Genomic DNA, 24,935 nt, shown 5'->3' on the forward strand with positions numbered 1-24,935 from the left:
ATTAACTCCGCAACAACTCAACCTCAGCATTTGGATTGAATAAGTACATACGACCTGTAGCAACCTCAACACATTCATAGCGTTTGACACGTTTGTTTCCGCGTTGAAATATTTTCCCGTTATGCATTCGGAATGTACTTCCGTGCGGAATTTCAAAGACGTAGTTTTTATCATTTTCCGGATCGTACTGTTTTAACGCCAACGCAAATTTCGCGTCCGTATCACTACTTGCTTTTGGGTTTTTGAAATGATTGGCAACAATTGGTAAGATTTTCGTTGGAAATACTTGCGGATTTATAAACGGTAACATCAGTTGTTGAAAAGTGCGCTTCCACTCTATTCCATGTGGTTTTATAAATCGCCCGTGCTTTTCGTAGGCAACTAAATGTGCAATTTCATGGATCAATGTTACAAAAAATCGGTATCTGTTTTCACCTGCGTTTACAGTAATAATATGCCTACCATCGGGCATTCTGCGATAATCGCCATGTCGAGTGACACGTTGATTCACAATTTTTAAATGTACCTGATTCGCTTTTATGAGGTCAAAAGTAGGATCAACCGCGCGTTCAGGAATGTATTTGGCTAGTATTTCTTTCACGGTTCAACAAAAGTACACATTTGTTTTGAAATGTATAGTATTCTATGAAACACAAACCGACGATTTCGGGAATAAGAATCGTCAGTGTGTGTTCAAATTTTATAAAATATTATTTTCTAGCTTTTCTCCATCTTCTAAAAAAGATCAGTCCAACAATAACAACGAACAGAATTGGCCATATTGATAAAATTCCAATTAATAGCTCTTGAATAGCATTCCAACCCGAAGCCAAACCTTCTTTTGCCTTTACCCAAAACCCTTTTTTGTAAGCTAAAGGCTGTTCTTTATATTCAATAGTTTCATAAATTTCTACTTGGATGGTACTATACGCAACTCTGCTACTCATGTACTTTAATTTTCCTTGTACGACTTCTATTTCTTCTTGAATGATGCGCAATTGTCTTTCTGTCGCCAAAATGTCTTCCACTGTTTTTGCATTTTTTCGTAATACCGCTTCCAAACGTTGTTTGACTTCAATCTTTGTATCTAATCGTGTTTGTGCATCTAAATATTTTTCAGTCACATCTGTCGTAGAAATATTTACATAATCGGTTTCTTCTGCAAATTTTTGAATGCCGTCTAAAACCGTATCAAAATTCTCTTTTGGAATTTTTATAGTGAACCTGTTTTTCTTCTCATTATAATTATTATCATATCGCAATTCAGATATATAACCATTATTTACATACAATAGCTGTTTTATGTCTGCCAACGCTTTTCCAATATCTTTTACTTTATAACGCGTACTTGCCGTTTTGATAATTTTTAAGTTATCGGGCACTTGTGAAGCTAAATTTTGATTGGTATCATCCTGTCTATAGCTATATGAAAAACCTTGATCTTTTCCTTTAAAATCTGCATCAGAATCTTCTAGTTTTAACGATGTATCATCTACGCCATCATAATCGTATCTAAGATCTACTTTTTCAATTGCCAATTCTTCATTAAAACTTTTAGCACTATTTTCATGACAAGACATAAAAGTCAGAAATAAAAAAATAAATAGAAATGATTTTAAAATATGTTTTTGTGTAATTGCATTCATAATTTTATATTTTTAAGGATTACGAATACAAACCTATCGGAGTTTCTGCAAGAAGCTTTGTAAAGCACTTGTAACGACTTTGTAAATTAATTTACAAAATACAAAACACTGATAATCTGATTTTTACATTTTAATTGAACGCAAAAAAAACATATTACTTTCCACTTTTAAAACAGCAAACGGCAGCTACTTTTAGAGCTACACATGCTGCTGCTAACGATATTCGTGCGTGGAAAGGCAATACGATTACAGATTTTCAAGAAGATTTACGCAACAAAACTAAAGGTAGTATTAGCGAAAAATGGTTTTATACGTATGTAAAGAATGATGCTGAAAAGTTACCGCGTATTGACATGCTGAATTTACTCAGCGTATATGTTGGTTTTGAAAATTGGGATGATTTTATAAAACAACATACTAAACCTGAAAGTGAAGTTGAATCTAAAAATAGTGTGAAGCGTTTTCCAAAGTTTTTTTGGTTGCTTTTAGCACTTCCTTTACTTGCTTTCGGAATTTATAGTTTGTATCCAACTGAAAATACGTTTTCCTTTTGTTTTGTTGATTCCGATCAGCGAGAAGCGATTACAAAGATTCCATTAGATATTGAAATTATTAGAAAGAACGAATCTTCCTTATATTTTAAGACCGATAGTTTGGGTTGTTTTTCCTATACAACTCCCGAAAAGGAACTGAAATTTATTGTAAAATCGCCCTATCACAAAACAGATACGATTGTACGACATATGAATTCGAGCTCACATAAAACCGTGCAATTACAAACAGATGACTACGCGTTAATGTTGTTGTATTATGCGAATGGTAATAAAGACGATTGGAAAAAACGCCGTGCACAATTGCATGAATTGATTTCTGAAAATGCACAAATTTATCGTGTGTTTAAGAATGCTATTGGAATTGAAATGTATACAAAAAAGGAATTCATTAATGTATTAACGATTCCCACAAGTACTTTAAAAAAGATGCAAATTCTTGATAAAGTCTATGCCAATGAACAGATTGTGAAACTTAAATTTATGATTCAATGATGAAAAAGCTATTGTACATATTCGGTTTCCTGTTGTGTATTTCGTGTAGTGAATCTGCAAAGAAATCCGAGAATTCTAAAATGAAAAGTGAAGAATTATCAGTTGAGAAAGATGGTTTGGTTGATGATGCTGACGAAAAAGGGAAAGACCTTAAAACTTACAGATATGATTATAATGGTGATTTTAAAACTGATGACAAAAGCAAAAGTTTTTGGGATGCACCAGCTTATTTTACATTAAATGATTTTAACTCCGAGATTTCAGAGAAATTACAAGCCAATTACGAAGCACAAATTTTAGCCACAAAACATCCAGAGTTTGCAGAAACTATTAAAGAGCAATTAGCAGATTCTAATAAATTTACGGAATCACTTTCAGATTCTATTCAAACTATAAAAATTGAAAATATAGAATTTTCTGGAAATATAGAATCACGAAACGATAGTATTTCTTCCCAAAAAATACTGTATACTTCGTTGATTAATTCGACTTACAAACAAAAAGATAGTGTGTTAGTGATTATTAAACGGACTTTTATTGTGATTGATGATGACAAAAAAGTGAATACGTCGTTTGCATTTGAAACGCTAGATTGATTAGATTGTTAGACTTGTTTGAAACGTCATTGCGAAAGTTTGAAAACTTGTGGCAATTTGTTTGTTTCAAAAACTACTTTATGTATTAATAGAAACAGATTACTTCGTCGTTTCTCCTCGTAATGACGTTTCAATGCAAATACGTCACTTCGAGTGAAATTTTAGTATAAAATTTTGTATCGAGAAGTACTTTGAAAATTAATTGTTTTGAAACAGATTACTTCGTCGTTTCCTAAACATAAAGACGTTTCAATACAAATACGTCACTTTGAAACGAAAAAACCTTCTTCTAACCATTTTGTTTTCCATTGTTGCCAATAGGTTTCTAATTCGTCAGCATCAACGGAAAATTGTTGCACTAAAAATTGTTTTGCCGCAGCAACAGACTTGGCTTCTTTGAGTTTTACTAAGAATTGATATTGTATCGGATATAATTCAAATAATCCCAATCGATATTCGCGCCGCAATAAGACACAGTAACTTTCTTGCGGAAATGGCAACTGCGGATTTCTGTCGTTTACCGCTTCTTTATAATATAAACTGATTGGATGTTCGTGTGTTAATAAATGAAATACAGGAACTAATCCTAAGTTTTCTTCCGGTGTTTCTGAGGTTGCTTTTTGATAATTTTCATCGGCTTTTTCGTCAAAACTACTGTTGACTAGGAATTCAAAATTTGACAATTCGATCATAAAATCGGGCCAGGTTTCTTTGACTTCAGCTTCTTTGTCGGGACGTGTTTCTTCTAAAAAGTCTCCAAAATGTTGTCCCAAATCGCCCAACGTATAACTTTTGGAAGGATATTCAAGCAAGTACAAATCTGCAAATTGCAAAAATAATTGTTTTCCTAGTGCATAACTTAGTGCAGGAAATTGTGCTACCATACAATCGCGCAAGCGTGCAATATAACTGCGTTGATAGATGTTTATATGTTGTTTGGCAGACAATTTTGAAGTCGATTTTACAAACGATTCATAATCGCCAGCAAACTGCGGATGCATTAGTTGTTGTTGCATCCATTGTTGAATTTGAGCAAAACTTTGTTCGGCTGCTACACGCGATGCGTCTTTTATAATCTTCATGAGTCTACAAAGTCTTTTGCCACATTTGTCACCATAAAATCAATTGGGTTTGACACGGTTTCTGTTTCTTGCGGTGTTGTTTCAGGCGCTACAAATTGGTTTTTGAAGCCATTCATATAGTTTTTTGCTTTGAGTAATTCTGCATGACAGACATCAAATTCAGGAATATTTCCGTCCCATTCTAACAAGGTTGACGTTCCGCCTGTGCGTTCCCAAGCTAAACTGAATAATTCCCAAACAGGATCAACTACAGGACTGTCGTGCGTGTCAATAATATGATCGCCGTTGTGTTGGTGTCCCGCCAAATGCATTTGCACAATACTTTCGTGCGGCAAACCTTCTATATATGCTATTGGGTCAAATTCATTATTGAACGAAGACACATATACATTATTTACGTCGAGTAAGAGTCCACAATCGGTTTCTTCCACCATGTACTTTAGAAATTGCCATTCTGGAATGGTTGATTGCTGAAAGGTTAAATATGTACTTGGGTTTTCTAGAATTAATGGACGTTCAAGATAGTCTTGTACTTGTTTTATTTTTGTGGTGATGAGTTTTAGACTTTCTTCATTTAAGACTACGGGTAATAAATCATGCGAGTTTAGACTTAAAACGCCTGTCCAACACAAATGATCGCTAATCCATTTCGGATTCACCTCATCTGCCAATTTCTTTAATCGCTTTAAATATTCAAAATTCAACGGATCTGTACTTCCAATCGACATAGAAACACCGTGCATTACGATAGGATATTGTTCTGCAATTTGATCTAAGACATACCGAGGTCTTCCGCCAGAATCCATAAAGTTTTCCGAAATAATTTCAAACCAATCTACCGCAGGTTTGTGTTCTAGTATGTGATTGAAATGTTCTCCTCGCAAACCTAAACCTAAGCCTAAATTGGGAAGTTGTTGTACTTTTTGTTGCATTTTTTTGTCGCTTTGCTCCTTTTATTGGTTGTCGGTTGTCTGTTGTCTGTTGTCTGTTAGTTTCTTACTTTGTATTTGTTTCATAGACTAAACTGTTAAACTTATTTTACAAATCTGAAACTGTTCTCAGAAACTATCTAATTCCTAATACCCAAAACCTAACACCTTTCTATTACTTCTTAGAAGCCTTCTTTTTAGCTTTCTTTTTCTTTTTGTCTTTCGTTTCTGTACAATCGCAGTTTTCAACCGTATTTTTGATTTCGTGACTGCTTTCTAAACAGAATTCATTGGCGCTTTTTTCTGGATTGTTTTGCCCAAAAGAACAATATTTATCACCACTACTTCCACACGATTCTCCTCTTCCGTTGGCGCGTAACCATTTTATTGGCGGTCCGTATTGAAATGGCGCATCTTTTACCGTTCTACGTGATTTGTCCATTCGATCTTCAAAAAGTTTACGAGCCAATTGCCATACACTTCTTCCTTTGTTGGCGCCTTGCGTAATGAAACGTTCTGCTGGGATTGGTGTTCCACAACTTCCTTGCCATGCACAATCGTTTGCGCCTGGTTTGCATTGCTCTTCGGTATCTCCATATAATCCGCAACCACCTTGACCACGACAATTGTTCAATGTGTGACAACTGTGCACTTGCGTTGCACAATGTCCTGAACCTGCACAATCGTTGGTTCCGAAACGATCGTGTCCTTTACAAGCGTTTAATCCCATACATGCGTGTAATTCTAAAGGCACTGCAATGTCTTTTTGTGTAGATGGTGTGCTTGTGCCGCTTCCACATCCGTTTGATGATCCGCTACTACTACTGCAACCATTTGCGCTTCCACTACTACTACAACTATTAGGTCCGCTCGTACTTGATTTACTACAACTATTTGCACCACAACTGTTTAATGCGCTATATATTAAATGTTTCATGTGTTTATATTTATTATTTTTTAATCGGTCACATGTTGTTCGCTATGAATCATTTTTCTTGTGTAAGAAGCTTTTAGCATGCTCGTTTCATGTGTTTACTACTTTTTATTATAAAATCCCTTTGTTATTTTCTACCAAGTATGCTTCTAGTGGCACATCTGGCAAATCTTTAATTCTACTTAGTAGTGTTTCAGATACAATAGGACTTGAAGCCATTGCAATTCCTGCTAAGTTTATTATTTGAGATTTTGGGCTTGAGGATGGATCAAAATCATAATCTTCAAGCGTAGCCGCTACTGTTTGCTGTTCGCCGCTGCTGTCTGTATAGTTTAGTCCAGACATGGTTCCGCATAAATTATCTAGTAACCAAATCATAGATTTGTGAATTCCGAACATAAAGATTTCATATTGTTTGTGACCATCAGTTTTGTAACACGCTTCGGCCATGATAAATATGTACGTATAGATTGCATTCGTAAGATTTGAAACATCTTGAATGGCTTGTGGGTAATTTGATGTACTTGGATTTTTTGGAAGGTCTTTGACGAAGTATTTTGTAAAATCGAAGTCCTTTGTGTTTAAGAAAGTTTGTAATTCGTGATTTTTTCGTTCAATCGTACAGTATACTTCTAAGAATTTATCAAAGTGCGAGAGTTCTTTTTTGTTTTTGTCGTCATAGTCTCCAGGATTTGTTCCTTTTTCTCCTACTGGAATTATTGGACATACTACTTTTCCTTCTGGAGTTAAATGATCGCCGATAATTTCTAATTTCCCAAATGGCGTTTCTAAAGGTGTTTTTGCGCCTTCTCCTTGCTCAATGATTTCGTTCATGGCGTGAATAGCTGAGTTTTTCCCTTTTACATGTACCAATCCGCCACTATCATCTGCATTTGGAAATTGTGGTTTATGATTTTCATCGTAATAGATGGTATCAATATTATTTTGCGCGTAGTATCCTTTTTCGGGAAGTAATTGTGGCGCATCTCCATTGAAGTCTGAATCTTTTAGTTCGTTTTTAATACAGCTTATGATGAGATCGTAATATTCACCAATAGTCGTATATTCAATTGCGTTGCCTTTTTCGGCTTCGTCAACATTGAACGGAAGCGGACTTTCTATCAGCAAGAATGCGTGTAACTGTTCTAACGAAAGTTTACCTCTGTTAATTTCAAAGGCAGGTACGTGTCCAGGTAAATACGCTGGCCATACTTTTGGTGTTTTTCCAACTAAATCTGGAATGCCGCCGTACGGTGGTTTTAGTGCATTTTTTATGTTGGAAGATAATGACATGTGTAACATTTCTTCTACGGCTACACTCATGATTAATCCGCCTGCTTTGTTAGCAAAAACCATGATTTCCAACGCTAGTTTTGCTGCTGCTTGCTGCAATTCGGCATCCGTTTTTTTGTTTTTCTTGCCTTTTTGAGTCGCTTTCATGTCTGTAAGAATTTGTGCTTCAATGTCAGACTGATTTGGAACTCTGTTGATTGAGTAATAGGTGTATAGATATACGGGAATTGTGGCAATCTCAATTTCAATAGCTTGTTGCATTGCTTGTTTGAGATTTGACTTTGTTACCGTTTTTGGCAACTGAAAGAGTAATCCATTCATAATGTAAGTTAGTTTTATATATGGTGTTTTTAAATGTAGGTGTTCTCGTTTATTCATAAAACAGTAGAAATACTTGTTTTATTTCTTGGATAAATTACTACAAATATCTGAGATAGTCACAATTGTTATTTAACTAATAATAGGAACGTTAGACTAAAATAATGGTTGATTATTTTTTGGCACGATTTTTTTTATATATTTTTAAACAATTAAATTTTACGATTATGAAAAAAGTATTGCTATTTCTAATGCTTTGTATTGCAATTCCGTCCATTGCGCAAACTGAGTTGACAGACGAAAATGCAGAATCAAAGTTACTCATTGATAATGATCGGTTGATCGTTTTGGATTTTTACGCAACTTGGTGTGGTCCTTGTAAACGTATGGATCCAATTTTAAAGGAATTAAACGCAAAGTATAAAGATCGTGTTGATTTTTATAAGATTGATGTTGATAAAAGTAAAGTGGATGATGCTTTAGGAATTTCTGCAATGCCAACTTATTTGTTCATTTATAATAGTTCAAATTTAGAACAGATTGAAGGCGCTATGAGCAAAACTAAAATGGAAGATTTGGTTAAAAAACACATGAGCGGCGCAGTTGAAGAGACCGTTATTGAATCAACTGAAACAGAAAGTGATTCAGCTGATTTTGATGTAAATGATTTTAGCCAAGCTAATTTAGATAAATTATGGAATTCGTCTACTCAATTAAATTCTTTGGCGTGGAATGCCTATAAAAATTACAGTGATATAAAAATTTTACTGAAAGCTATAAAAGCTGCAGAACGTTCTATTGAATTAGAAGCTACGTATTATAATGTAGATACACATGCTGCTTTGTTGTATAAAACAGGTAACTATGCAAAAGCATTGAAAACCGCAAAAAAAGCGATTGATATTGCAAAAGAGCAAGGCTTAAGCTATGCTTCTACCACAACATTGATTGAAAAAATTATTGATGAAATGTAGTTTTCGAAACATATAAATATTGAAAAAAAAGGAAGCTTCACGGCTTTCTTTTTTTGTTTAAAATAGTATTTTTGAACGTACTTTCAATCAACCAATAAAGTTTTACCATGAAAAAAAGCATCTTATTCCTATTTATTTGTGCAATTACTATTCATTCAATAATTGCTCAAACAGATGATACTTCTAATAAACAACACGCCATCAAAGCTACTATAGGTTATGGATTTAGTGCTCCTTATGATGATGATTCAAATTTTTATGGAACAGGATTTTATGCCCAAGCAGAATATATTCATACAATAAAAGAATGGTTTGATATACGTCCGTACGCTGGATTTATTTTTGCAAATTCAGATGAAGAAGCAACTGATTCGACACAGCGTGTTTTAAAAGCTGACACAAATGCTTTTCTTTTGGGTGGAAAAGCACGCTTAAAGGCTCCAATTCCTTGGGTTGCTCCATTTATTGAAGTTGGTGCAGGAATGTCGGTAGGAGAATTTGAAACCGTTACAAATACTTTTGCAAGTAAAGAAAGTGGTTTAATTTTTCATATTCCAATTTCATTCGGACTGGTTTTAGGTCCAAAACAAAATATTGAAATTGGCGTTACTTATTATTATCACAATACTATAGAACAGTTTGCAGGTGCTGTTACATTTGGTGTTACTTTTCCGCTGAATAAGACACTTAAAAAAGGACAAAAGAGTAGAAAATCTAGAATGTTTTAAACACTACTTTTTTAGTTTATTTGCTATTGCTCCTCATTTACAGTTACTAATGGTGTTTGATAATTTAAGGCATCAATTTGCATGTTTAGATATAATAATTTTGTTGGAACGTTATCCGATTTTCCATTCACAATTTTATCATAGTCAATTCCCCAATCAAATAAATTTACTTGACCGCTTAACACTAATGAACTCGCCATTTGATCTTGTGGATTTCTGATACCTGTTACAAAAAACTTCACCTTTTTTTCAATTCCTTTGATGGACATGTTACCGTTTACTTGGTACCAATCCAATCCCATGGTATATACATTTGTAGACTTGAAAGTGATTTTTTCATTGTGTTTTCCTACAAATAATCCTTGTTGTCTAATTTTAGGAGTTAATTCTTCCGCTCTGCACACATTGAATGTATTTGGGTCTACTTCAAACGAAAGTGCCATATTTTCTAACGGATTTCCCTGATCGCTACGTGAAGTAATGTCTAATTGTAAATTATTTACAACACCTGCAAATGGCGTACTGCAATGTCCGTGTGTTACAAATAGACTTATGGTTTGCTGTTCTGTTTTTTCTACCGTTTGTAGATCGACTACGGTTTCAAGCTGTTCTTTTTTCGGTGCTTCGGATTCGTTTTTGGTATATCCGCTTGCTACAACTATAATTGCTACTACAACTAATGACAACAGAATACTCTTGATTATGTTCATGGTTTTATTTTTAATATTTCCACGAATATAGATTGAGTTGCCTATTCATTATGTCAATCAAATGTAAAAAAAGTGTCAAAAAGTATATTTACAATCTAAGATTACGGTGTTGAACTCGAAACCTGCAATATTTTCCCGTTGTAGAATTTGTTTCCGTTAAGTGAAAAATCGTAAATGTATTGCGCCATTTCTAAAGCGGTTAATGGTGCTTTGTATCCCGGAAAAGCTTCTGCTAACATTTCTGTCTGAACAGCGCCTAAAGCCAACACATTGAACGCAATTCCCGTTTCTTTGTGTTCTTCTGCTAATAATTCTACTAAGGTAATTACAGCTCCTTTAGAAGAACTGTAGGCTGCCAATCCTGGGAATTTCATACTTCCTTGAATTCCGCCCATAGAACTAATGGTTACGACGTGACTTCCTGAAACCATAAACGGTAATAATACGCGACTCAATTCTGCGACACCAAATACGTTGACTTTGTAAATCCATTCAAAATCTTCCATCGTCGTTTCGGCAAAAGGCCTGTTGAGTAAAGAACCTGCATTGTGAATTACGATATCTACTTGTTGCCAATTTTCTTGGACAAAATCAGTCACTCTACCATAATCTTCTGGTTTGCTTAAATCGAAGGCAAACGAAGTGATGTTGTCATAAGTAAGATTTGAAATTGGCTTTTCGTTTCGTGATAATGCCAATACATTGTATCCTGCATTTGCAAATAAGTGTACCAATTCAAAACCAATTCCTCGGCTTGTTCCTGTGATGATGACGTTTTTCATTCTTTTAAAAGTTTCCTAATTAAGTTATTACTTCGAAGGCTTCAATTTGATTTCTTTTGTTGGCGCATTTACTGCTTTTTTTACGGCTGGAATAAACGTATTTACAAAGTTTGCCATGTGATTGAAATCCATGATATCTGATTCATCTCCTACTTTGTGATAGTGATCAAAATTCGTAAAATCGAACGTACAAAAAGTTTGAGCAGGCACATTGAATTCGTTAAAGAACGGATAGTTATCTGATCGCATAAACAATCTGAATTCACCCGCTTTTGGTAAGAATCCTGCAATTTTCTTTCCTGCATATTCGTTCATTTTTGCTGCTAAGTTCGACTTGTCAAATCCTGTTACATACGCCGTGTAATCTTTCCCAACTAAAGGAACACCTACCATTTCAAAGTTGAGCATTAAGTATAAGTTTAGGTTTTCGCTTTTTAGCGTTTTTGCTAAATGTGCAGATCCAAGCAATCCTTTTTCTTCCGCAGAAAACAGTGTAAATAAGATGCTTCTTTTGTTACTTTTTGTTTTTGCAAAGTATTTTGCCATTGTCATTACAGTTCCAACTCCTGCTGCATTGTCGTTAGCTCCATTGGCAATTGTATCACCATTTACAGCTTCTGCAAATCCAATATGATCGTAATGCGCACCTAAGATTACAAATTCATTTTTTAAGTCTGGATCCGTTCCTTCAATATATCCAATTACATTGAAAGCATTTTTTCCTTTTACGGTAAAACTATCACGATACGTATCAAAATAAGGCTTTACTCCTATTTCCTTGAAGTAATTTTCAATATAGGTTGCGGCTTTTTCAATTCCTTCTGTTCCTGTGTCTCTTCCTTCTAATTCGTCAGAAGCTAAATACGTCACAATATCATCTACTTCTTGCGCTGCAATGACCATTTCTTTTGTCTTACACGAAAAGATTACTAGAGATACTAAACAGATTCCAAGTATATTTTTTAAATATTTCATAATGTATTTGATTGCTGATTGGTATAAACAAAAAATCCCACTTCCGTGGGATTTCTTAAGTGTATTATCGTTATGCTAACATTGTCACAGGATTTTCTACATACTGTTTTACGGTTTGTAAAAATTGTGCTCCTGTTGCGCCATCTACAGTTCTGTGATCGCACGCTAATGTTACTTTCATTGTATTTCCTACTACAATTTCTCCGTTTTTCACTACTGGCTTTTGCACAATAGTTCCAACAGATAAAATTGCTGAGTTTGGCTGATTGATGATGGATGTAAATTCTAAAATTCCAAACATTCCTAAGTTAGAAATCGTGAAAGTACTTCCATCCATTTCTGCTGGAGAAATCTTTTTGTTTCTCGCTTTTCCTGCCAATTCACGTACTTTTCCACCAATGGTTGTTAAACTCATTTGGTCTGCAAATTTTAATACAGGAACCAACAATCCTTCGTCAACTGCTACTGCAACTCCCACATGAATGTGTTTGTGATATATTGTAGCTGCATCACTCCAAGTTGTATTTACTTGCGGATGTTTGCGTAATGCCATTGCACACGCTTTTACAATCATATCATTGAATGATACTTTGATATCTGGAATGGCGTTGATTGTTTTTCTTGAAGCAATTGCGTTGTCCATGTCCAATTCTACCGTAAGGTAATAATGTGGCGCTGCAAATTTAGATTCTCCTAAACGACGTGCAATTGTTTTACGCATTTGCGAGTTTTTCACTTCTTCGCTGCTTTCTTCTCCTGCTGGTACAAATGGTGTTACCGCTGGAGTAGATGTTTTCGCTTCCGCAGATTGTGAACTTGGCGCCTTGGCTGCTGCTGGAGCTGCTACTGCTGGCGTAAAGTTCTCTACATCGCGTTTTACAATACGTCCGTGATCTCCACTTCCTTGTACTTGCGATAGATCAATTCCTTTGTCTGCTGCAATTTTCTTTGCAAGTGGCGAAGCAATGATTCTAGCATTTGAAGAGGCGTTTCCAGAAGCTTTTGGAGCTTCCGTTACTGCTTCTGCTGGCTTTGTTGCTGCTGCTTCTGCTGGCTTTGTTGCTTCTGATGCTGAATCGTTTCCTGAAGCTGCTGCTTTCAATACGGTATCAACATCTGTTCCTGCTTCTCCTATAACCGCTAATATACTATCAACTGGTGCTGTTTCTCCTTCTTTTACTCCTATATATAAAAGTGTTCCTTCATTGAAAGATTCAAACTCCATTGTCGCTTTGTCTGTTTCAATTTCGGCAAGAATATCTCCTTCTTCTATGTTGTCACCAACTTGTTTTAACCAGGAAGCTACGGTTCCTTCTTCCATTGTGTCGCTTAATCGTGGCATAGTAACTACGATTGCTCCTGCTGGCATTGCTACTTTTTCGGTAGCTGCTTTTGGTGCTTCTGCTGGTTTTTCTTCGGCAACTTCTGCTTTTGCTGGCGCTGCTCCTGCTCCTTTCACTAAAGCATCTACATCTTCACCTTCTTCACCGATGATGGCTAATAAGGTATCAACTGGCGCAGTTTCTCCTTCTTGAACACCAATATAGAGTAATGTTCCTTCATGGAAAGACTCAAATTCCATTGTTGCTTTGTCAGTTTCAATCTCCGCGAGAATGTCACCTTCTTCAACTTTATCACCTACGTGTTTCAGCCATGATGCTACAACACCTTCTTCCATGGTGTCGCTTAGTCTTGGCATGTTTATAATTTCCGCCATGTTTTATTATAGTTTATGAGGTAAAAATGGATAATCTTTTTGTTCGTATACTGCGTCGTACATTAAGCTTTTTTCTGGATACGGAGATTCTTCAGCGAATTTTTCACATTCTTTCACTAAGCTTTTCACTTGCTTATCCATTGCTGCTATTTCGTCTTCGGTCGCGTATTTTTTCTCCAATAATATTTCTTTTACTTGTGTTATTGGATCTATTTTTTTGTACTCTTCAACTTCGTCTTTTGTTCTGTATTTTTGAGCATCAGACATTGAGTGTCCTCTATAACGGTAGGTTTTCATTTCTAAAAATGTGGGTCCATCACCGCGTCTTGCTCTTTCTACAGCTTCGTGTACCGCTTCTGCTACTTTCACAGGATTCATTCCGTCAACTGGTCCACAAGGCATTTCGTAGCCTAAACCAAGTTTCCAAATATCTGTGTGGTTTGCAGTTCTTTCTACAGAAGTTCCCATGGCGTATCCGTTGTTTTCACAGATGAATACTACTGGAAGTTTCCAGTTCATTGCCATGTTGAATGTTTCGTGTAACGATCCTTGTCTTACAGCTCCATCTCCCATATAACATAAGGTTACAGCGCCTCTTTTGAAATATTTGTCTGCAAAAGCGAGTCCTGCTCCTAATGGAATTTGTCCACCTACAATTCCGTGTCCACCATAAAACCCTTTGTCTGGTGCAAAAATGTGCATAGAACCTCCAAGACCTTGTGATGTTCCTGTTGCTTTTCCATACAATTCTGCCATCACTCTTTTAGGATCAACGCCCATTCCAATTGGTTGTACGTGATTCCTGTATGCAGTAATCATTTTATCTTTTGACAAGTCCATTGCATGCAATGATCCTGCTAATACTGCTTCCTGACCATTGTATAAGTGAAGAAATCCACGTACTTTTTGCTGAATGTATACAGCAGCTAGTTTGTCCTCAAATTTTCTCCAAAATAACATATCCTCGTACCATTTGAGGTATACTTCTTTAGTGATTTTTTCCATTTATTTCAAATTGGTTGGTTTTGTGATTTTCGTAAATCCCAAATCCCTTTTTAGGGTTTATTACTTGTTGTTGTTTGTTCGATATACGAATAACAAAAATACTATTTTAATAATTAGTGAAAAAATGTAGCGGTAAATTATCGCATTTTTAACACGATTTATTCTTTCGAAAACGTTATCGGAAAAATTAAATGTACCTGTACTCTTAATTTTGATCGTTTATTGGTAGTAAATCTGTTATTTATTTTAAGTTTTACAAATATGATTTATCAAATACTAATGGTAATAGGTCTTTTAATGAATTGGATTTCATTATTTTTCCTTCTCCGCCCATGAAGTAGATTTCAATTGCATCTTCTTGACGCATTTCATATTCTGCAATAGCTTGCCTGCATGAACCACATGGTGGAATTGGTGTTTTGTTTACGTGATTATCCGAAGTCGCCGTAATTGCAATTTGCTTTACTTTAACACCTGGATATGCCGCTCCTGCATGATAAATTGCTACACGTTCTGCACATAAACCTGAAGGATATGCTGCATTTTCTTGATTGTTTCCAGATACTATAACGCCATTTTCTAGCTGTAACGCTGCGCCTACTCTGAATTTTGAATACGGTGCGTACGCCTTTTTTCGGGCTTCAACCGCATGCTGCATTAGTTTTTGAATGTGTTGAGGAAGTTCCTCTATGTTGTCATAACACGTAAGTGTTGTTGTTATTTTTATTTCCTGCATGTGAAATTTAGTTTCTTTCCTATTGATCGGTTATTCGGATCGAAATAGCTTAGAAAGATAGTGATTTTTTGTTGATCTGTCAATTTGTTTTAGCTTGTTTGCTGGCTTGGTTGTTTGTCGATCTGTCAATTTGTTGATTTGTTTTGGTTTGTTTGTGGTTATTCGTTAGAAATTTGCACTAATGCTTACTGTTGTGGTTTGTTGATTGGAAAAAATTTGTCACGAATTCACGAATTATTTTTTGTGCTTGCTGTTGATTTGTTTTTAGCTTGTTTATGGATATGTGTTGGAAATGTACACTAATGCTTACTGTTGTGGTTTGTTGATTGGAAAAAATTTGTCGCGAATTCACGAATTTTTTTGTGCTTGCTGTTGTGTGGGTTTGGTTGTTTGTCGATCTGTTGATTTGTTAATTTGTCAATTTGTTTTTAGCTTGTTTATGGACATGCGTTGGAAATGTACACTAATGCTTACTGTTGCGGTTTGTTGATTGGAAAGATTTTGTCACGAATTCACGAATGTTTTTTGTGCTAGCTGTTGTGTGGGTTTGGTTGGTTGTCGAACTATTGATTTGTCAATTTGTCAATTTGTTTTTAGCTTGTTTATGGAGATGCGTTGGGAATGTACACTAATGCTTACTGTTGTGGTTTGTTGATTGGAAAGATTTTGTCACGAATTCACGAATTATTTTTTGTGCTTGCTGTTGTGTGGGTTTGTTTTTTTTGTAATGAAATAAACTTTTACACAAATAATTTCTAAAAACAAAAAACCTTTCAAGCAACTTGAAAGGTTTTGTAATTTGTATGTAGTGAATTTTATAATTCGTCGTATGTATCTCCTAAGTTGAATGTAAGAGAGAAGCGCAATGTGTTTTCTAATGGATTTCTAACTTGTGATGCAGAGAATAAGTATGAAACATCAATTCTTACTGCACTGTATTTGAAACCTGCTCCAAGTGTAAAGAACTTTCTAGCACCTTTTATTTCGCTTTCGTTGAAGTATCCTGCACGTAATGCGAATGAATCTTGATACCAGTATTCTAATCCGACTGCATAGGTGAATTCTTTTAATTCTTCACTGAAACCATCTGGCGCATCACCGAAAGATTGAAAGATTCCTGATACGAAATTTACATCATCACTTTGACCTGCCACTATGATTGTTGGTTCGTTTTCGTCTACATCTGGTGTAGATAAATCGTCCGTATCTTGGTTTCCGTCATCGTTTAAATCAACGAAACCGAGTTTTGGTGGTGTTGGCACTAATAGTTTATTTACTTCTACACTTACTGCCAATTTGTTGTATTCGTCAAAGATGAAATCAAATCCACCTCCAAGTTTTAATTGTGTAGGTAAGAAATTTTCTTGTCCTAATTCGTCATATTTTAGTTTTGGACCTAAGTTTGAAATGTTGAATCCTGCTCTCCAACGTCCGTTAAAGTCATTGTAAGCAACCTCTTCTGACTGATAAAAACCAGCAATATCTACTGCAAATGTACTTGCTGCGTTTGCTTCTACATCTGGCTGCGACTGTAATTTTAAGTCTGATCGCAAGAAACGACCAGTTACCGACATTGCAAATTGATCGCTTAAACGCAATGCATACGATGCGTCAATTGCCAATTCATTTGGACTTTCTATTAATGGTGTAAAGTTTCCAATATCAGCTTGTTGCTGTGTAATGATTTCAATTTCACCTAAGCTGAAGTATTTTATACTTGCAGACCACGCACTTCTTTCATTGATTCTGTTGTAGAATGTTAAATTCCCTAGAAATATATCGTTTACTAAATCACTTAAGTATGGAGTGTAACTGATTCCTACTCCAATTTGTTCTTTTGCAAAAGCATATTTTGCTGGATTCCATTGTTGTGAATAGGTGTCTGGAGATGTGGCAACTCCAAGTTCTCCCATTCCTCCTGCTCTCGCATCTGGTGTAATAAGTAAGAACGGAACTCCTGTGGTAATTACTCGAGTATCATTTGGGTTTACTACTGTAGTTTGCGCTAACATTCCCAATGGGATTAGACACAATATAGATAAAAATAGCTTCTTCATTCAGTTAAATTTTAACAAATATAGTTTTTATTTATAGTATTACAAGTTTTTCAAACTTTTCAACTTTCTGATTTGTTAACGTAGATTTTACAGTAATCTTGTATACGTAGACTCCTTTTGCCAATTTGTCACCAAAATCATCCTTTCCATCCCAGACAATATCTCTTGATAATGAACTGAAATCTTTGCTTGAAGCTCCTGCGTTAGTTTTTCCGACCAATGTACGCACTACTTTACCCGAAATTGTAAAGACTTGCACCATGATATCAAGTTCACTAGAACTGTTGTGATTGAACCAAAATTCTGTGTAACTCACAAAAGGGTTTGGATAGTTTAGTACATTGTTAATAGTCAGCGAGTTGTTTTCATTGAAAACTGTGAATTGTATTTCTGTTGTTGAAGAATTGTTGTATACATCCCACGCTTTAAGCGATAGTGTATGTGTACCATCTTCCAAATCACGCAATGGAAATTTTACTATTCCGCGTGTATAATCGTTTAGTTCGGTTTCGTAATAATCATTTAGTATAATTGGATTTACTTCATCACCATCTAAAACGGCAACAATGTCATGTCCAATTCCACTTGCTGTATTGATTCCGTTTGCATCTGATAGTTTTGCGAGCAAGAATGGAGATTCATTGGTAATTCCGCCAGAAACAAAACTTTCATCGTTTAAGAATAAGTTCACAACTGGAGCGTCATTATCTATTGGCGCATCTTCATTGAGTTCTCCTACTTTGAAGTTTCCATTGAATCCTGTATGGTCTTCTAGCACACCATTTTTTTCTGCGTAGAAACTTATACGTCCATTTCCGACAGGTATTGTAATGTCACGTGGCACTACAAATTCAAATTCAAATTCTCCTTCTACCACTTCTGCTTTTCCACGAAATATAATTTCTCCAAGCGTTTCAAAGTTTAGGACAAAAGGAATGTCATTTGCCAACGTTTGACGTTGTATTTTTTTATCGTATATCGTTGAAAACACGGTTCCATTATAGGTATCTATTAAGTTTCCGGAGTCATCCGTAATGTTTCCTGCCATTTTTACTCTACTCAATGCTTTTAGTGTATCCGTAGGTTGTGTAATTGGCACATCATTGATCATTGTAAGATTGACTCTTGGTTGCGGAATAGCGAGTTTCATTGCTGGATCTCCAATGAAGAATACAGTTCTTTTGTTACTTGTTGTGACTAAGTTTTTTGTTTGACGCAGTGCTTCTGAAATAGGCTCATATTCATTGGATTCGTACGAAAACAAATATCTTGCCAGTAGTTCGTTGATACTTACACCTACATTTTGAAATATTTGTCGTGTTGTTGTTAGCAGCGAAACTGCGCCACCACCTTCATTCCAGTACATAAATTCTCCTGCGGTTTCACGTAACGGATTGTCAAAACGAGTATATTCACAAGTAATTGTGATAAATAGCGGAAGACGGCAATCGTTTGCCAACTCTTGCGAGTCTCCTTTTTCAAATATTCGTTCTCCTGCCAAACCATCTTCACCACCGTGACCAAAATAGTTTACTACTAAAGAACCCAATGATATATTATCTTTTATGGCTTCATTTACTTCTGGATAACGTTCTCCAGCGGCTGATGATTCTTGCACAAAAGCATCTGTATGTATTTTAGAGATATTTAAGAATGGTTTTTCAGTAGAAATTACATCGCCAAGCGCATCTAAATCGACTTCTAATTGGCTGTCATTGGTATTTTCGGCATCATCAGAAACAATTGTTACGGTATTTCTCCATCTTCCAAAAGCTTCTTTGGTATAGTATACGAGTGTTTTGTCTACAATTTTCTTTGCTTGATTTGGATCTAATAACAACATTCTCCCCAAAGCAATATCTAAACGATCTGTTACTGCCATTGTACCTTCATCGTCATCCATCATTCCGTAGAAATCATCGGTCATAAAACCACTTGTCAAGTTAAAACTGTCATAGGCTTGATATACAGGAACGATATTTGTATTCCCTTGAATTCGATCTTTGTAATCATACGAAGCGTCTCCAAAGAAACACACATATTTTATTCTATTTTCAGGAATACTTGCATTGTCATATACATATTTTAAGAAGTTACGAATGGCTCCAATATCTGGATTTCCGGTATTGAATTCGTTATAAATACTTTTAAGTGTTACAACTTTTACAACCATTCCAGAGTTTCCTCTGTGAAAATCGGCAATACGTTCTGCTTGGGAAGCAAAGCTTTCTTGAGCAATGATGATATATTCCACATCGCCATTTGCAAAAATACTTCCTTTTAAATCTTGATTGGGCACTTGACTGTTAGGCTCAAGCGTAGGAATTAAGAAGCGTGATGTATCTCCTGCAATGTATTGTCTTATTTCACCCATTGGCGCTTTGAACGCAAATGAACCAGCAGCAGTTGTGTTGGTTACTTTCGTAACATTCCAAATATCAGTAATATCCCAAACTTCATATATTTTTGAGGCGTTTGCAATGACAAACTCACCAACTCCTATTATATTTCTTGCATCATTATATTTAAAGGTAAATTGATCGTCAATTCCTGTAAGGATTCGTTTAGACTCTATAGATATGTAGTCTAAATACGCTATTGACCCTGCAACTCCGTTATTTTCATAATTTAATGTGATGTTTAAATCTCCCGAAGTAAGATTCACTTCATCAACAATTAACCCATTTCTATTACCATTAACTCCAGGAACGTTATGTTCTGTAGCCAATCTTGTATCATTAATTTGAGGAAATGTGAAGTTAAAAGCAGATTGTCCGTTTATATTTTGAGCAGGTTGTCCATTAATAAACGTACTCATGCTTGTTACTCCGTTTGAAATTGACGCAGGTTTTATACCAATACGTACAGGCTCGGTAGTAATCAAGTTAGGTAATGTAAACGTAAACGTTTGTTCAGATTCAATGTTGAATATTTCACCAAACCATCTTCTCCCTAGTTTTACAATATTTACGACATCTTCTTCGTGAAATTGATAGTCATCATATTCTGTAATGGTAACGTCTGGCGCTGCTGTTGGCTGTACTGCTTCTGGAATTCGTTTTCCATCTTCGGCACCATCAGCTGTAATGAAGTAATATGTTTTATCGGTATACGCATTGATGTGCGTTTGACTGTCTGAGTTAAATTTCTTTGGTCCTTCCGCGTAGAATAAGATGTAATCATTTCCATTAAATTCGCCATCTTCTTCACCAAAAACAGTTATTGCGTTTTCAGTGACATCATAATAATCGTTGGTAGAATTAAGGTGTGGAATCATTCTTCCACCATTTCCATAGATTTTTATTTTTCTTGGATTGACACTTCCTGTGTTTATTCCTATTTGATTTAAAAAATTGGCATCTATTCTATAAATACCAGATGCCTCCACGGAAAATTTATAGAAGTTTCCACTTGCTAATACAGAACTTGTAATTGCTGTGCTGTTTTTGGCTGTTGCATTAGCTCTTCCCGCTAGGAAATTATAAGTAACATCAAAGCTGAGTACTTTTTTCACAACTCCGTTCTCCATAATTAAAGGAGATACAATTAGTATGTGTGCATTTTTTCCTCTTGCACCCGAATTTGCAATTTTAGCTTGGATAGCAGTTGGAAGTAGTTGTTTGTCAATTGCCCCCAGATTTGGATTTGTAATGGTTCCATACACTACATTTTCAATTTGCATTGAGTTCTTATTTACAAACCGTTCATCATCCCATTGCGCAATAAAGCTGATAGTACCATTGTCATTACTAACAAAATACTCTTCATTAAACGTTGGCAATTTTACAGATGAATTTTCTTTTGAAAATTCTTTTGGTGCTTCACTCCATGTTAAATCGAAATGCTTATTTTGACCATAAGCACTTATGTAAAGGAGTCCTATTAGGAATGTTAGAGTTTTTTTCATTGCATATTTAACGATAAATACACTGAAATATTATTCAATGTTTTAGGTAATTTTTTAAAAAAACAAAATTAAGAATAATAAATAACAACTGTGCCCGTTATATGAAAACTATTAATATTAATAATTAAGGTAAATCGTTATATTAATTTTTTAAATAACAGTTGATAATTTACCTTTAATTACTATATTGCAAACCTAAATTTCTTTCAATACTCAAGTCTTGACTATGAAAAAGCAAACATTCAAAATTATGCTACTTGCCGCAGTAGTATCCCTAGGATTTTTTAGTTGTAAAAGATCTTCATCAAATAACACATCAAAAGCCACAGGATGGCAAATTGATGGAAAAGATGGAGGATTTGCAGCCAACACAAAATATAAAGATCAGGAAACGGCGCCTGGTTTGGTATTTGTAGAAGGAGGAACTTTTACAATGGGAAAAACGCAGGATGATCCTATGCACGATTGGAATAACACTCCAAACCAGCAACACGTTCAATCCTTTTATATGGACGAAACAGAAGTTACCAATTTAATGTACACAGAGTACTTATATTGGACAAAAACTGTTTTTCCACCAGAAAATGAAAACTACAGAAATATTTATACTGGAGCTTTGCCAGATACATTAGTATGGAGAAATCGTTTAGGATTTAACGAAACGATGACTACTAACTACTTAAGACACCCTGGATATGCAGAATATCCTGTAGTTGGTGTAAACTGGATTCAAGCAGTACAATTTTGTCAGTGGAGAACAGACAGAGTTAACGAAGCTGTTTTAGAGCGCGAAGGTTACATTGCTAAAGGTGTAAAAACGGATAGCATTAACCCAGAAAGCACTTTTAGTACAGAAGCATACTTAACTGACCCTACAAAAACGTACGGTGGTAAGATTGATGACTACAAAGGAAAAATGGCTGAAAGGTCAAACAAGAAAAAGAAAAAGAAAAGTGACGACGCTGAAGATGGCGAAGAAGCTGAAGAAACAAATATTTACGCAAAACGTACGTCTGGAATTATTTTACCAGAATATCGCTTGCCAACAGAAGCTGAGTGGGAATATGCTGCTAAAGGCTTAGACGGATTAAGAGAGTACAACAACGTACGTGGTAGAAAAAAATATCCATGGAAAGGTGAATTCACAAGAAGTGGAAACAGAAAAAGACGTGGAGATCAATTAGCTAACTTTAAAAACTCTAAAGGTGATTATGGTGGAATTGCAGGTTGGTCTGATGATGGTGCTGATATTACTGCTCGTGTAAAATCATATCCTCCAAATGACTTTGGATTATATGACATGGCAGGAAATGTTGCAGAATGGGTTTCTGATGTATATCGTCCAATTGTAGACGATGAAGCAAGTGACTTTAACTACTATCGTGGTAACGTTTATACTAAAAACAAAATTAATCAAGAAGGAAAAGCTGAGATTGTAACTACAGGAACTATAACTTTAGATACGCTACCTAACGGGCGTGTTATGGCAAGAAACCTTCCTGGTCAATTAGCGGAAACTCCAGTTGATGAAAACGAAACGTATTTAAGAACGAACTTCGACAAATCTGATAACAGAAACTATCGTGATGGAGATGTATCTTCTTCAAGACATTTTGATGCTTTTAACGAAGACGAAGACGGAGCATCTGAGAAAAAGCGTATGTACAACGCACCTAAGCATTTAGTAGATAAAGATTCTACTGGAACAATGTTAAGACAATATGACAAATCAAATACTAGAACTACTTTAATTGATGACAACGTAAGAGTTTATAAAGGTGGTTCATGGAAAGATAGAGCTTACTGGATTGATCCAGCACAAAGAAGAGCTTTCCCAGAATATATGGCAACTTCTTATATCGGATTTAGATGTGCGATGTCAAGAGTTGGTTCAAAAGCACAAGGAAGAAAGAGTCCTAGAAAATAATATATACATTTACATGTATTGATTAAAAGCCCTGATACATATCAGGGCTTTTTTTCGTTTTAACTTTATTTAATTTCAATAGCAATGATTCAAGAGTTATACTCCATATTTAAAAAATACCCGACAGTATGTACTGATTCAAGAAATATTACTCCTAACTGTATTTTCTTTGCCCTTAAGGGAGAAAATTTCAATGGAAATATATACGCGAAAGATGCTTTGGAAAAAGGTGCCGCGTATGCCGTTATTGATGAAGAAGAATACCAATCAACAGCAAACACTTTTCTTGTGCAAGATGTACTAGAAACACTTCAAAAGCTCGCAAACTATCACCGTAAACAACTCAACATTCCCATTATAGGACTCACAGGAAGCAACGGAAAAACTACCACTAAAGAATTGATCAATGCTGTAATTTCCAAGAAATTCAAAACAACAGCCACAAAAGGAAACCTAAATAATCACATTGGCGTGCCACTTACGTTACTTTCTATGACTGCTGATACCGAAATCGGAATTGTAGAAATGGGCGCAAATCATCAGCAAGAAATTGCTTTTCTGAGCAATATTTCCGAACCTGATTACGGATATATTACAAATTTCGGAAAAGCACACTTAGAAGGTTTTGGCAGCATAGAAGGTGTCATTAAAGGAAAAAGCGAACTATACGATCATTTAAAAGCTAACAACAAGTTTGTTTTTGTAAATGGTGAAGATTCAAAACAAGTAGAAAAAACGAAAAACATAGACAGTTACACCTTTGGAAGCGCCAAAACAAATGAATTATCGATTCAATTTAAAAGCGCAAATCCTATGGTAAAAGCAATGGTGAATGATACTGAAATACAAAGTCAGTTGATTGGTTCGTATAATTTTTCAAACATTGCTGTAGCAGTCGCTATGGGAATGTATTTTAAGGTTGCACTCGATAAAATTAAGGAAGCTATTGCAACATATATTCCTTCTAACAACCGATCGCAAATTATACACAAAAGTAGTCACAAAATCATTTTAGACGCATATAACGCAAATCCCACAAGCATGAAGGCGGCTTTAGACAACTTTTCAAACTTGTCAGATACACCTAAGATTGCTTTTTTAGGCGATATGTTTGAACTTGGAGAAAGTGCCGCAGCAGAACATCAATTCATAAATGAATACGCAGCTTCTTTAGAGATTGATCATATTTATTTAATAGGAGAAAACTTTGGAATCACTAAAAGTGAAAATTCCAATATAACGATACACAATACATTCGAATCTTTAAAAGATCATTTCCCAAAAATAGAAAACAGCACTTTACTCATTAAAGGCTCGCGCGGAATGGCATTGGAACGAATTTTAGATTTGTTATAAACTAAAAAAAGCTTCTTGCAATAAGAAGCTTTTTTTGTGGGTAATACTGGATTCGAACCAGTGACCCTCTGCTTGTAAGGCAGATGCTCTGAACCAGCTGAGCTAATCACCCGAAATTCATTTTCAATAAGATAGTGGGCGATACTGGATTCGAACCAGTGACCCTCTGCTTGTAAGGCAGATGCTCTGAACCAACTGAGCTAATCGCCCTTATTGC

At 35.4% G+C, this 24,935-nt stretch carries 20 protein-coding genes and 2 tRNA genes; 6 read left to right on the forward strand and 16 right to left on the reverse strand.

Annotated elements, in window-relative coordinates:
- Window position 1: 1 nt before the first annotated feature.
- On the reverse strand, window positions 2-601 hold the full coding sequence (locus AB8B65_RS15710; RefSeq protein ID WP_405302217.1) for a SprT-like domain-containing protein: 600 nt from the start codon (window positions 599-601) through the stop codon (window positions 2-4).
- A 109-nt stretch (window positions 602-710) separates the two neighbouring features.
- Window positions 711-1,646: a DUF4349 domain-containing protein gene (locus tag AB8B65_RS15715; protein WP_405302218.1), complete on the reverse strand. Its 936-nt coding sequence runs from the start codon at window positions 1,644-1,646 to the stop codon at window positions 711-713.
- 134 nt (window positions 1,647-1,780) lie between these two features.
- Between AB8B65_RS15715 and AB8B65_RS15720 the strand changes: the two genes are divergently transcribed.
- The gene (locus AB8B65_RS15720; protein ID WP_405302219.1) at window positions 1,781-2,692 is read left to right on the forward strand and encodes a hypothetical protein; all 912 of its coding nucleotides are present in this window, start codon (window positions 1,781-1,783) and stop codon (window positions 2,690-2,692) included.
- Window positions 2,689-3,288, forward strand: a complete 600-nt coding sequence (locus AB8B65_RS15725; RefSeq protein WP_405302221.1) for a hypothetical protein — start codon at window positions 2,689-2,691, stop codon at window positions 3,286-3,288. The genes AB8B65_RS15720 and AB8B65_RS15725 overlap by 4 nt, the downstream gene beginning before the upstream one ends.
- Before the next feature lie 263 nt (window positions 3,289-3,551).
- On the opposite strand, the gene AB8B65_RS15730 is transcribed toward AB8B65_RS15725, so the two are convergent.
- The 4 genes from AB8B65_RS15730 to AB8B65_RS15745 all read right to left on the reverse strand — a co-directional run bounded on the left by AB8B65_RS15730 (window position 3,552) and on the right by AB8B65_RS15745 (window position 7,847).
- On the reverse strand, window positions 3,552-4,370 hold the full coding sequence (locus AB8B65_RS15730) for a putative DNA-binding domain-containing protein (RefSeq protein ID WP_405302222.1): 819 nt from the start codon (window positions 4,368-4,370) through the stop codon (window positions 3,552-3,554).
- Window positions 4,367-5,302: a DUF692 domain-containing protein gene (locus AB8B65_RS15735; RefSeq protein WP_405302223.1), complete on the reverse strand. Its 936-nt coding sequence runs from the start codon at window positions 5,300-5,302 to the stop codon at window positions 4,367-4,369. The genes AB8B65_RS15730 and AB8B65_RS15735 overlap by 4 nt, the downstream gene beginning before the upstream one ends.
- Before the next feature lie 172 nt (window positions 5,303-5,474).
- Window positions 5,475-6,236, reverse strand: a complete 762-nt coding sequence (locus tag AB8B65_RS15740; protein WP_405302224.1) for a hypothetical protein — start codon at window positions 6,234-6,236, stop codon at window positions 5,475-5,477.
- Between the two features lie 108 nt (window positions 6,237-6,344).
- Window positions 6,345-7,847 carry a ferritin-like domain-containing protein gene (locus AB8B65_RS15745; RefSeq protein ID WP_405302225.1) on the reverse strand — a complete coding sequence of 501 codons (1,503 nt, stop codon included), beginning with the start codon at window positions 7,845-7,847 and terminating at the stop codon, window positions 6,345-6,347.
- Window positions 7,848-8,071: 224 nt separating this feature from the next.
- Between AB8B65_RS15745 and AB8B65_RS15750 the strand changes: the two genes are divergently transcribed.
- Together AB8B65_RS15750 and AB8B65_RS15755 are read left to right on the forward strand one after the other, a co-directional pair.
- Entirely contained in the window at window positions 8,072-8,818 is a 747-nt protein-coding gene (locus AB8B65_RS15750; RefSeq protein ID WP_405302226.1) for a thioredoxin family protein, read from the forward strand.
- A gap of 107 nt (window positions 8,819-8,925) precedes the next feature.
- Window positions 8,926-9,546: an outer membrane beta-barrel protein gene (locus tag AB8B65_RS15755; protein ID WP_405302227.1), complete on the forward strand. Its 621-nt coding sequence runs from the start codon at window positions 8,926-8,928 to the stop codon at window positions 9,544-9,546.
- A 23-nt stretch (window positions 9,547-9,569) separates the two neighbouring features.
- On the opposite strand, the gene AB8B65_RS15760 is transcribed toward AB8B65_RS15755, so the two are convergent.
- The 8 genes from AB8B65_RS15760 to porU all read right to left on the reverse strand — a co-directional run bounded on the left by AB8B65_RS15760 (window position 9,570) and on the right by porU (window position 21,435).
- Entirely contained in the window at window positions 9,570-10,256 is a 687-nt protein-coding gene (locus AB8B65_RS15760) for a YceI family protein (RefSeq protein ID WP_405302228.1), read from the reverse strand.
- A gap of 101 nt (window positions 10,257-10,357) precedes the next feature.
- The gene (locus AB8B65_RS15765; RefSeq protein WP_405302229.1) at window positions 10,358-11,038 is read right to left on the reverse strand and encodes an SDR family NAD(P)-dependent oxidoreductase; all 681 of its coding nucleotides are present in this window, start codon (window positions 11,036-11,038) and stop codon (window positions 10,358-10,360) included.
- Window positions 11,039-11,065: 27 nt separating this feature from the next.
- Entirely contained in the window at window positions 11,066-12,013 is a 948-nt protein-coding gene (locus tag AB8B65_RS15770) for a M28 family metallopeptidase (RefSeq protein ID WP_405302230.1), read from the reverse strand.
- Window positions 12,014-12,083: 70 nt separating this feature from the next.
- Window positions 12,084-13,730 carry a pyruvate dehydrogenase complex dihydrolipoamide acetyltransferase gene (locus AB8B65_RS15775; protein WP_405302231.1) on the reverse strand — a complete coding sequence of 549 codons (1,647 nt, stop codon included), beginning with the start codon at window positions 13,728-13,730 and terminating at the stop codon, window positions 12,084-12,086.
- Window positions 13,731-13,736: 6 nt separating this feature from the next.
- On the reverse strand, window positions 13,737-14,735 hold the full coding sequence (gene pdhA / locus AB8B65_RS15780; protein WP_405302232.1) for a pyruvate dehydrogenase (acetyl-transferring) E1 component subunit alpha: 999 nt from the start codon (window positions 14,733-14,735) through the stop codon (window positions 13,737-13,739).
- Window positions 14,736-14,988: 253 nt separating this feature from the next.
- Entirely contained in the window at window positions 14,989-15,471 is a 483-nt protein-coding gene (cdd, locus tag AB8B65_RS15785; RefSeq protein WP_405302233.1) for a cytidine deaminase, read from the reverse strand.
- A gap of 815 nt (window positions 15,472-16,286) precedes the next feature.
- Window positions 16,287-17,528, reverse strand: coding sequence for a type IX secretion system outer membrane channel protein PorV (porV, locus tag AB8B65_RS15790; RefSeq protein WP_405302234.1), 1,242 nt, complete (start codon window positions 17,526-17,528; stop codon window positions 16,287-16,289).
- 31 nt (window positions 17,529-17,559) lie between these two features.
- Window positions 17,560-21,435 carry a type IX secretion system sortase PorU gene (porU, locus tag AB8B65_RS15795; RefSeq protein ID WP_405302235.1) on the reverse strand — a complete coding sequence of 1,292 codons (3,876 nt, stop codon included), beginning with the start codon at window positions 21,433-21,435 and terminating at the stop codon, window positions 17,560-17,562.
- 226 nt (window positions 21,436-21,661) lie between these two features.
- Here porU and gldJ point away from each other — a divergent pair, with 226 nt between their 5' ends.
- Both gldJ and murF read left to right on the forward strand, forming a co-directional pair.
- Entirely contained in the window at window positions 21,662-23,362 is a 1,701-nt protein-coding gene (gldJ, locus tag AB8B65_RS15800) for a gliding motility lipoprotein GldJ (RefSeq protein ID WP_405302236.1), read from the forward strand.
- Between the two features lie 84 nt (window positions 23,363-23,446).
- Window positions 23,447-24,718 carry a UDP-N-acetylmuramoyl-tripeptide--D-alanyl-D-alanine ligase gene (murF, locus tag AB8B65_RS15805; RefSeq protein WP_405302238.1) on the forward strand — a complete coding sequence of 424 codons (1,272 nt, stop codon included), beginning with the start codon at window positions 23,447-23,449 and terminating at the stop codon, window positions 24,716-24,718.
- Window positions 24,719-24,755: 37 nt separating this feature from the next.
- Here the strand turns inward: murF and AB8B65_RS15810 are convergent.
- Together AB8B65_RS15810 and AB8B65_RS15815 are read right to left on the reverse strand one after the other, a co-directional pair.
- Window positions 24,756-24,830, reverse strand: a tRNA-Val gene (locus tag AB8B65_RS15810).
- A gap of 23 nt (window positions 24,831-24,853) precedes the next feature.
- Window positions 24,854-24,928, reverse strand: a tRNA-Val gene (locus AB8B65_RS15815).
- Window positions 24,929-24,935 lie beyond the last annotated feature (7 nt).

The sequence above is a fragment of the Kordia sp. genome (assembly GCF_045105435.1).
GTDB lineage: Bacteria > Bacteroidota > Bacteroidia > Flavobacteriales > Flavobacteriaceae > Kordia.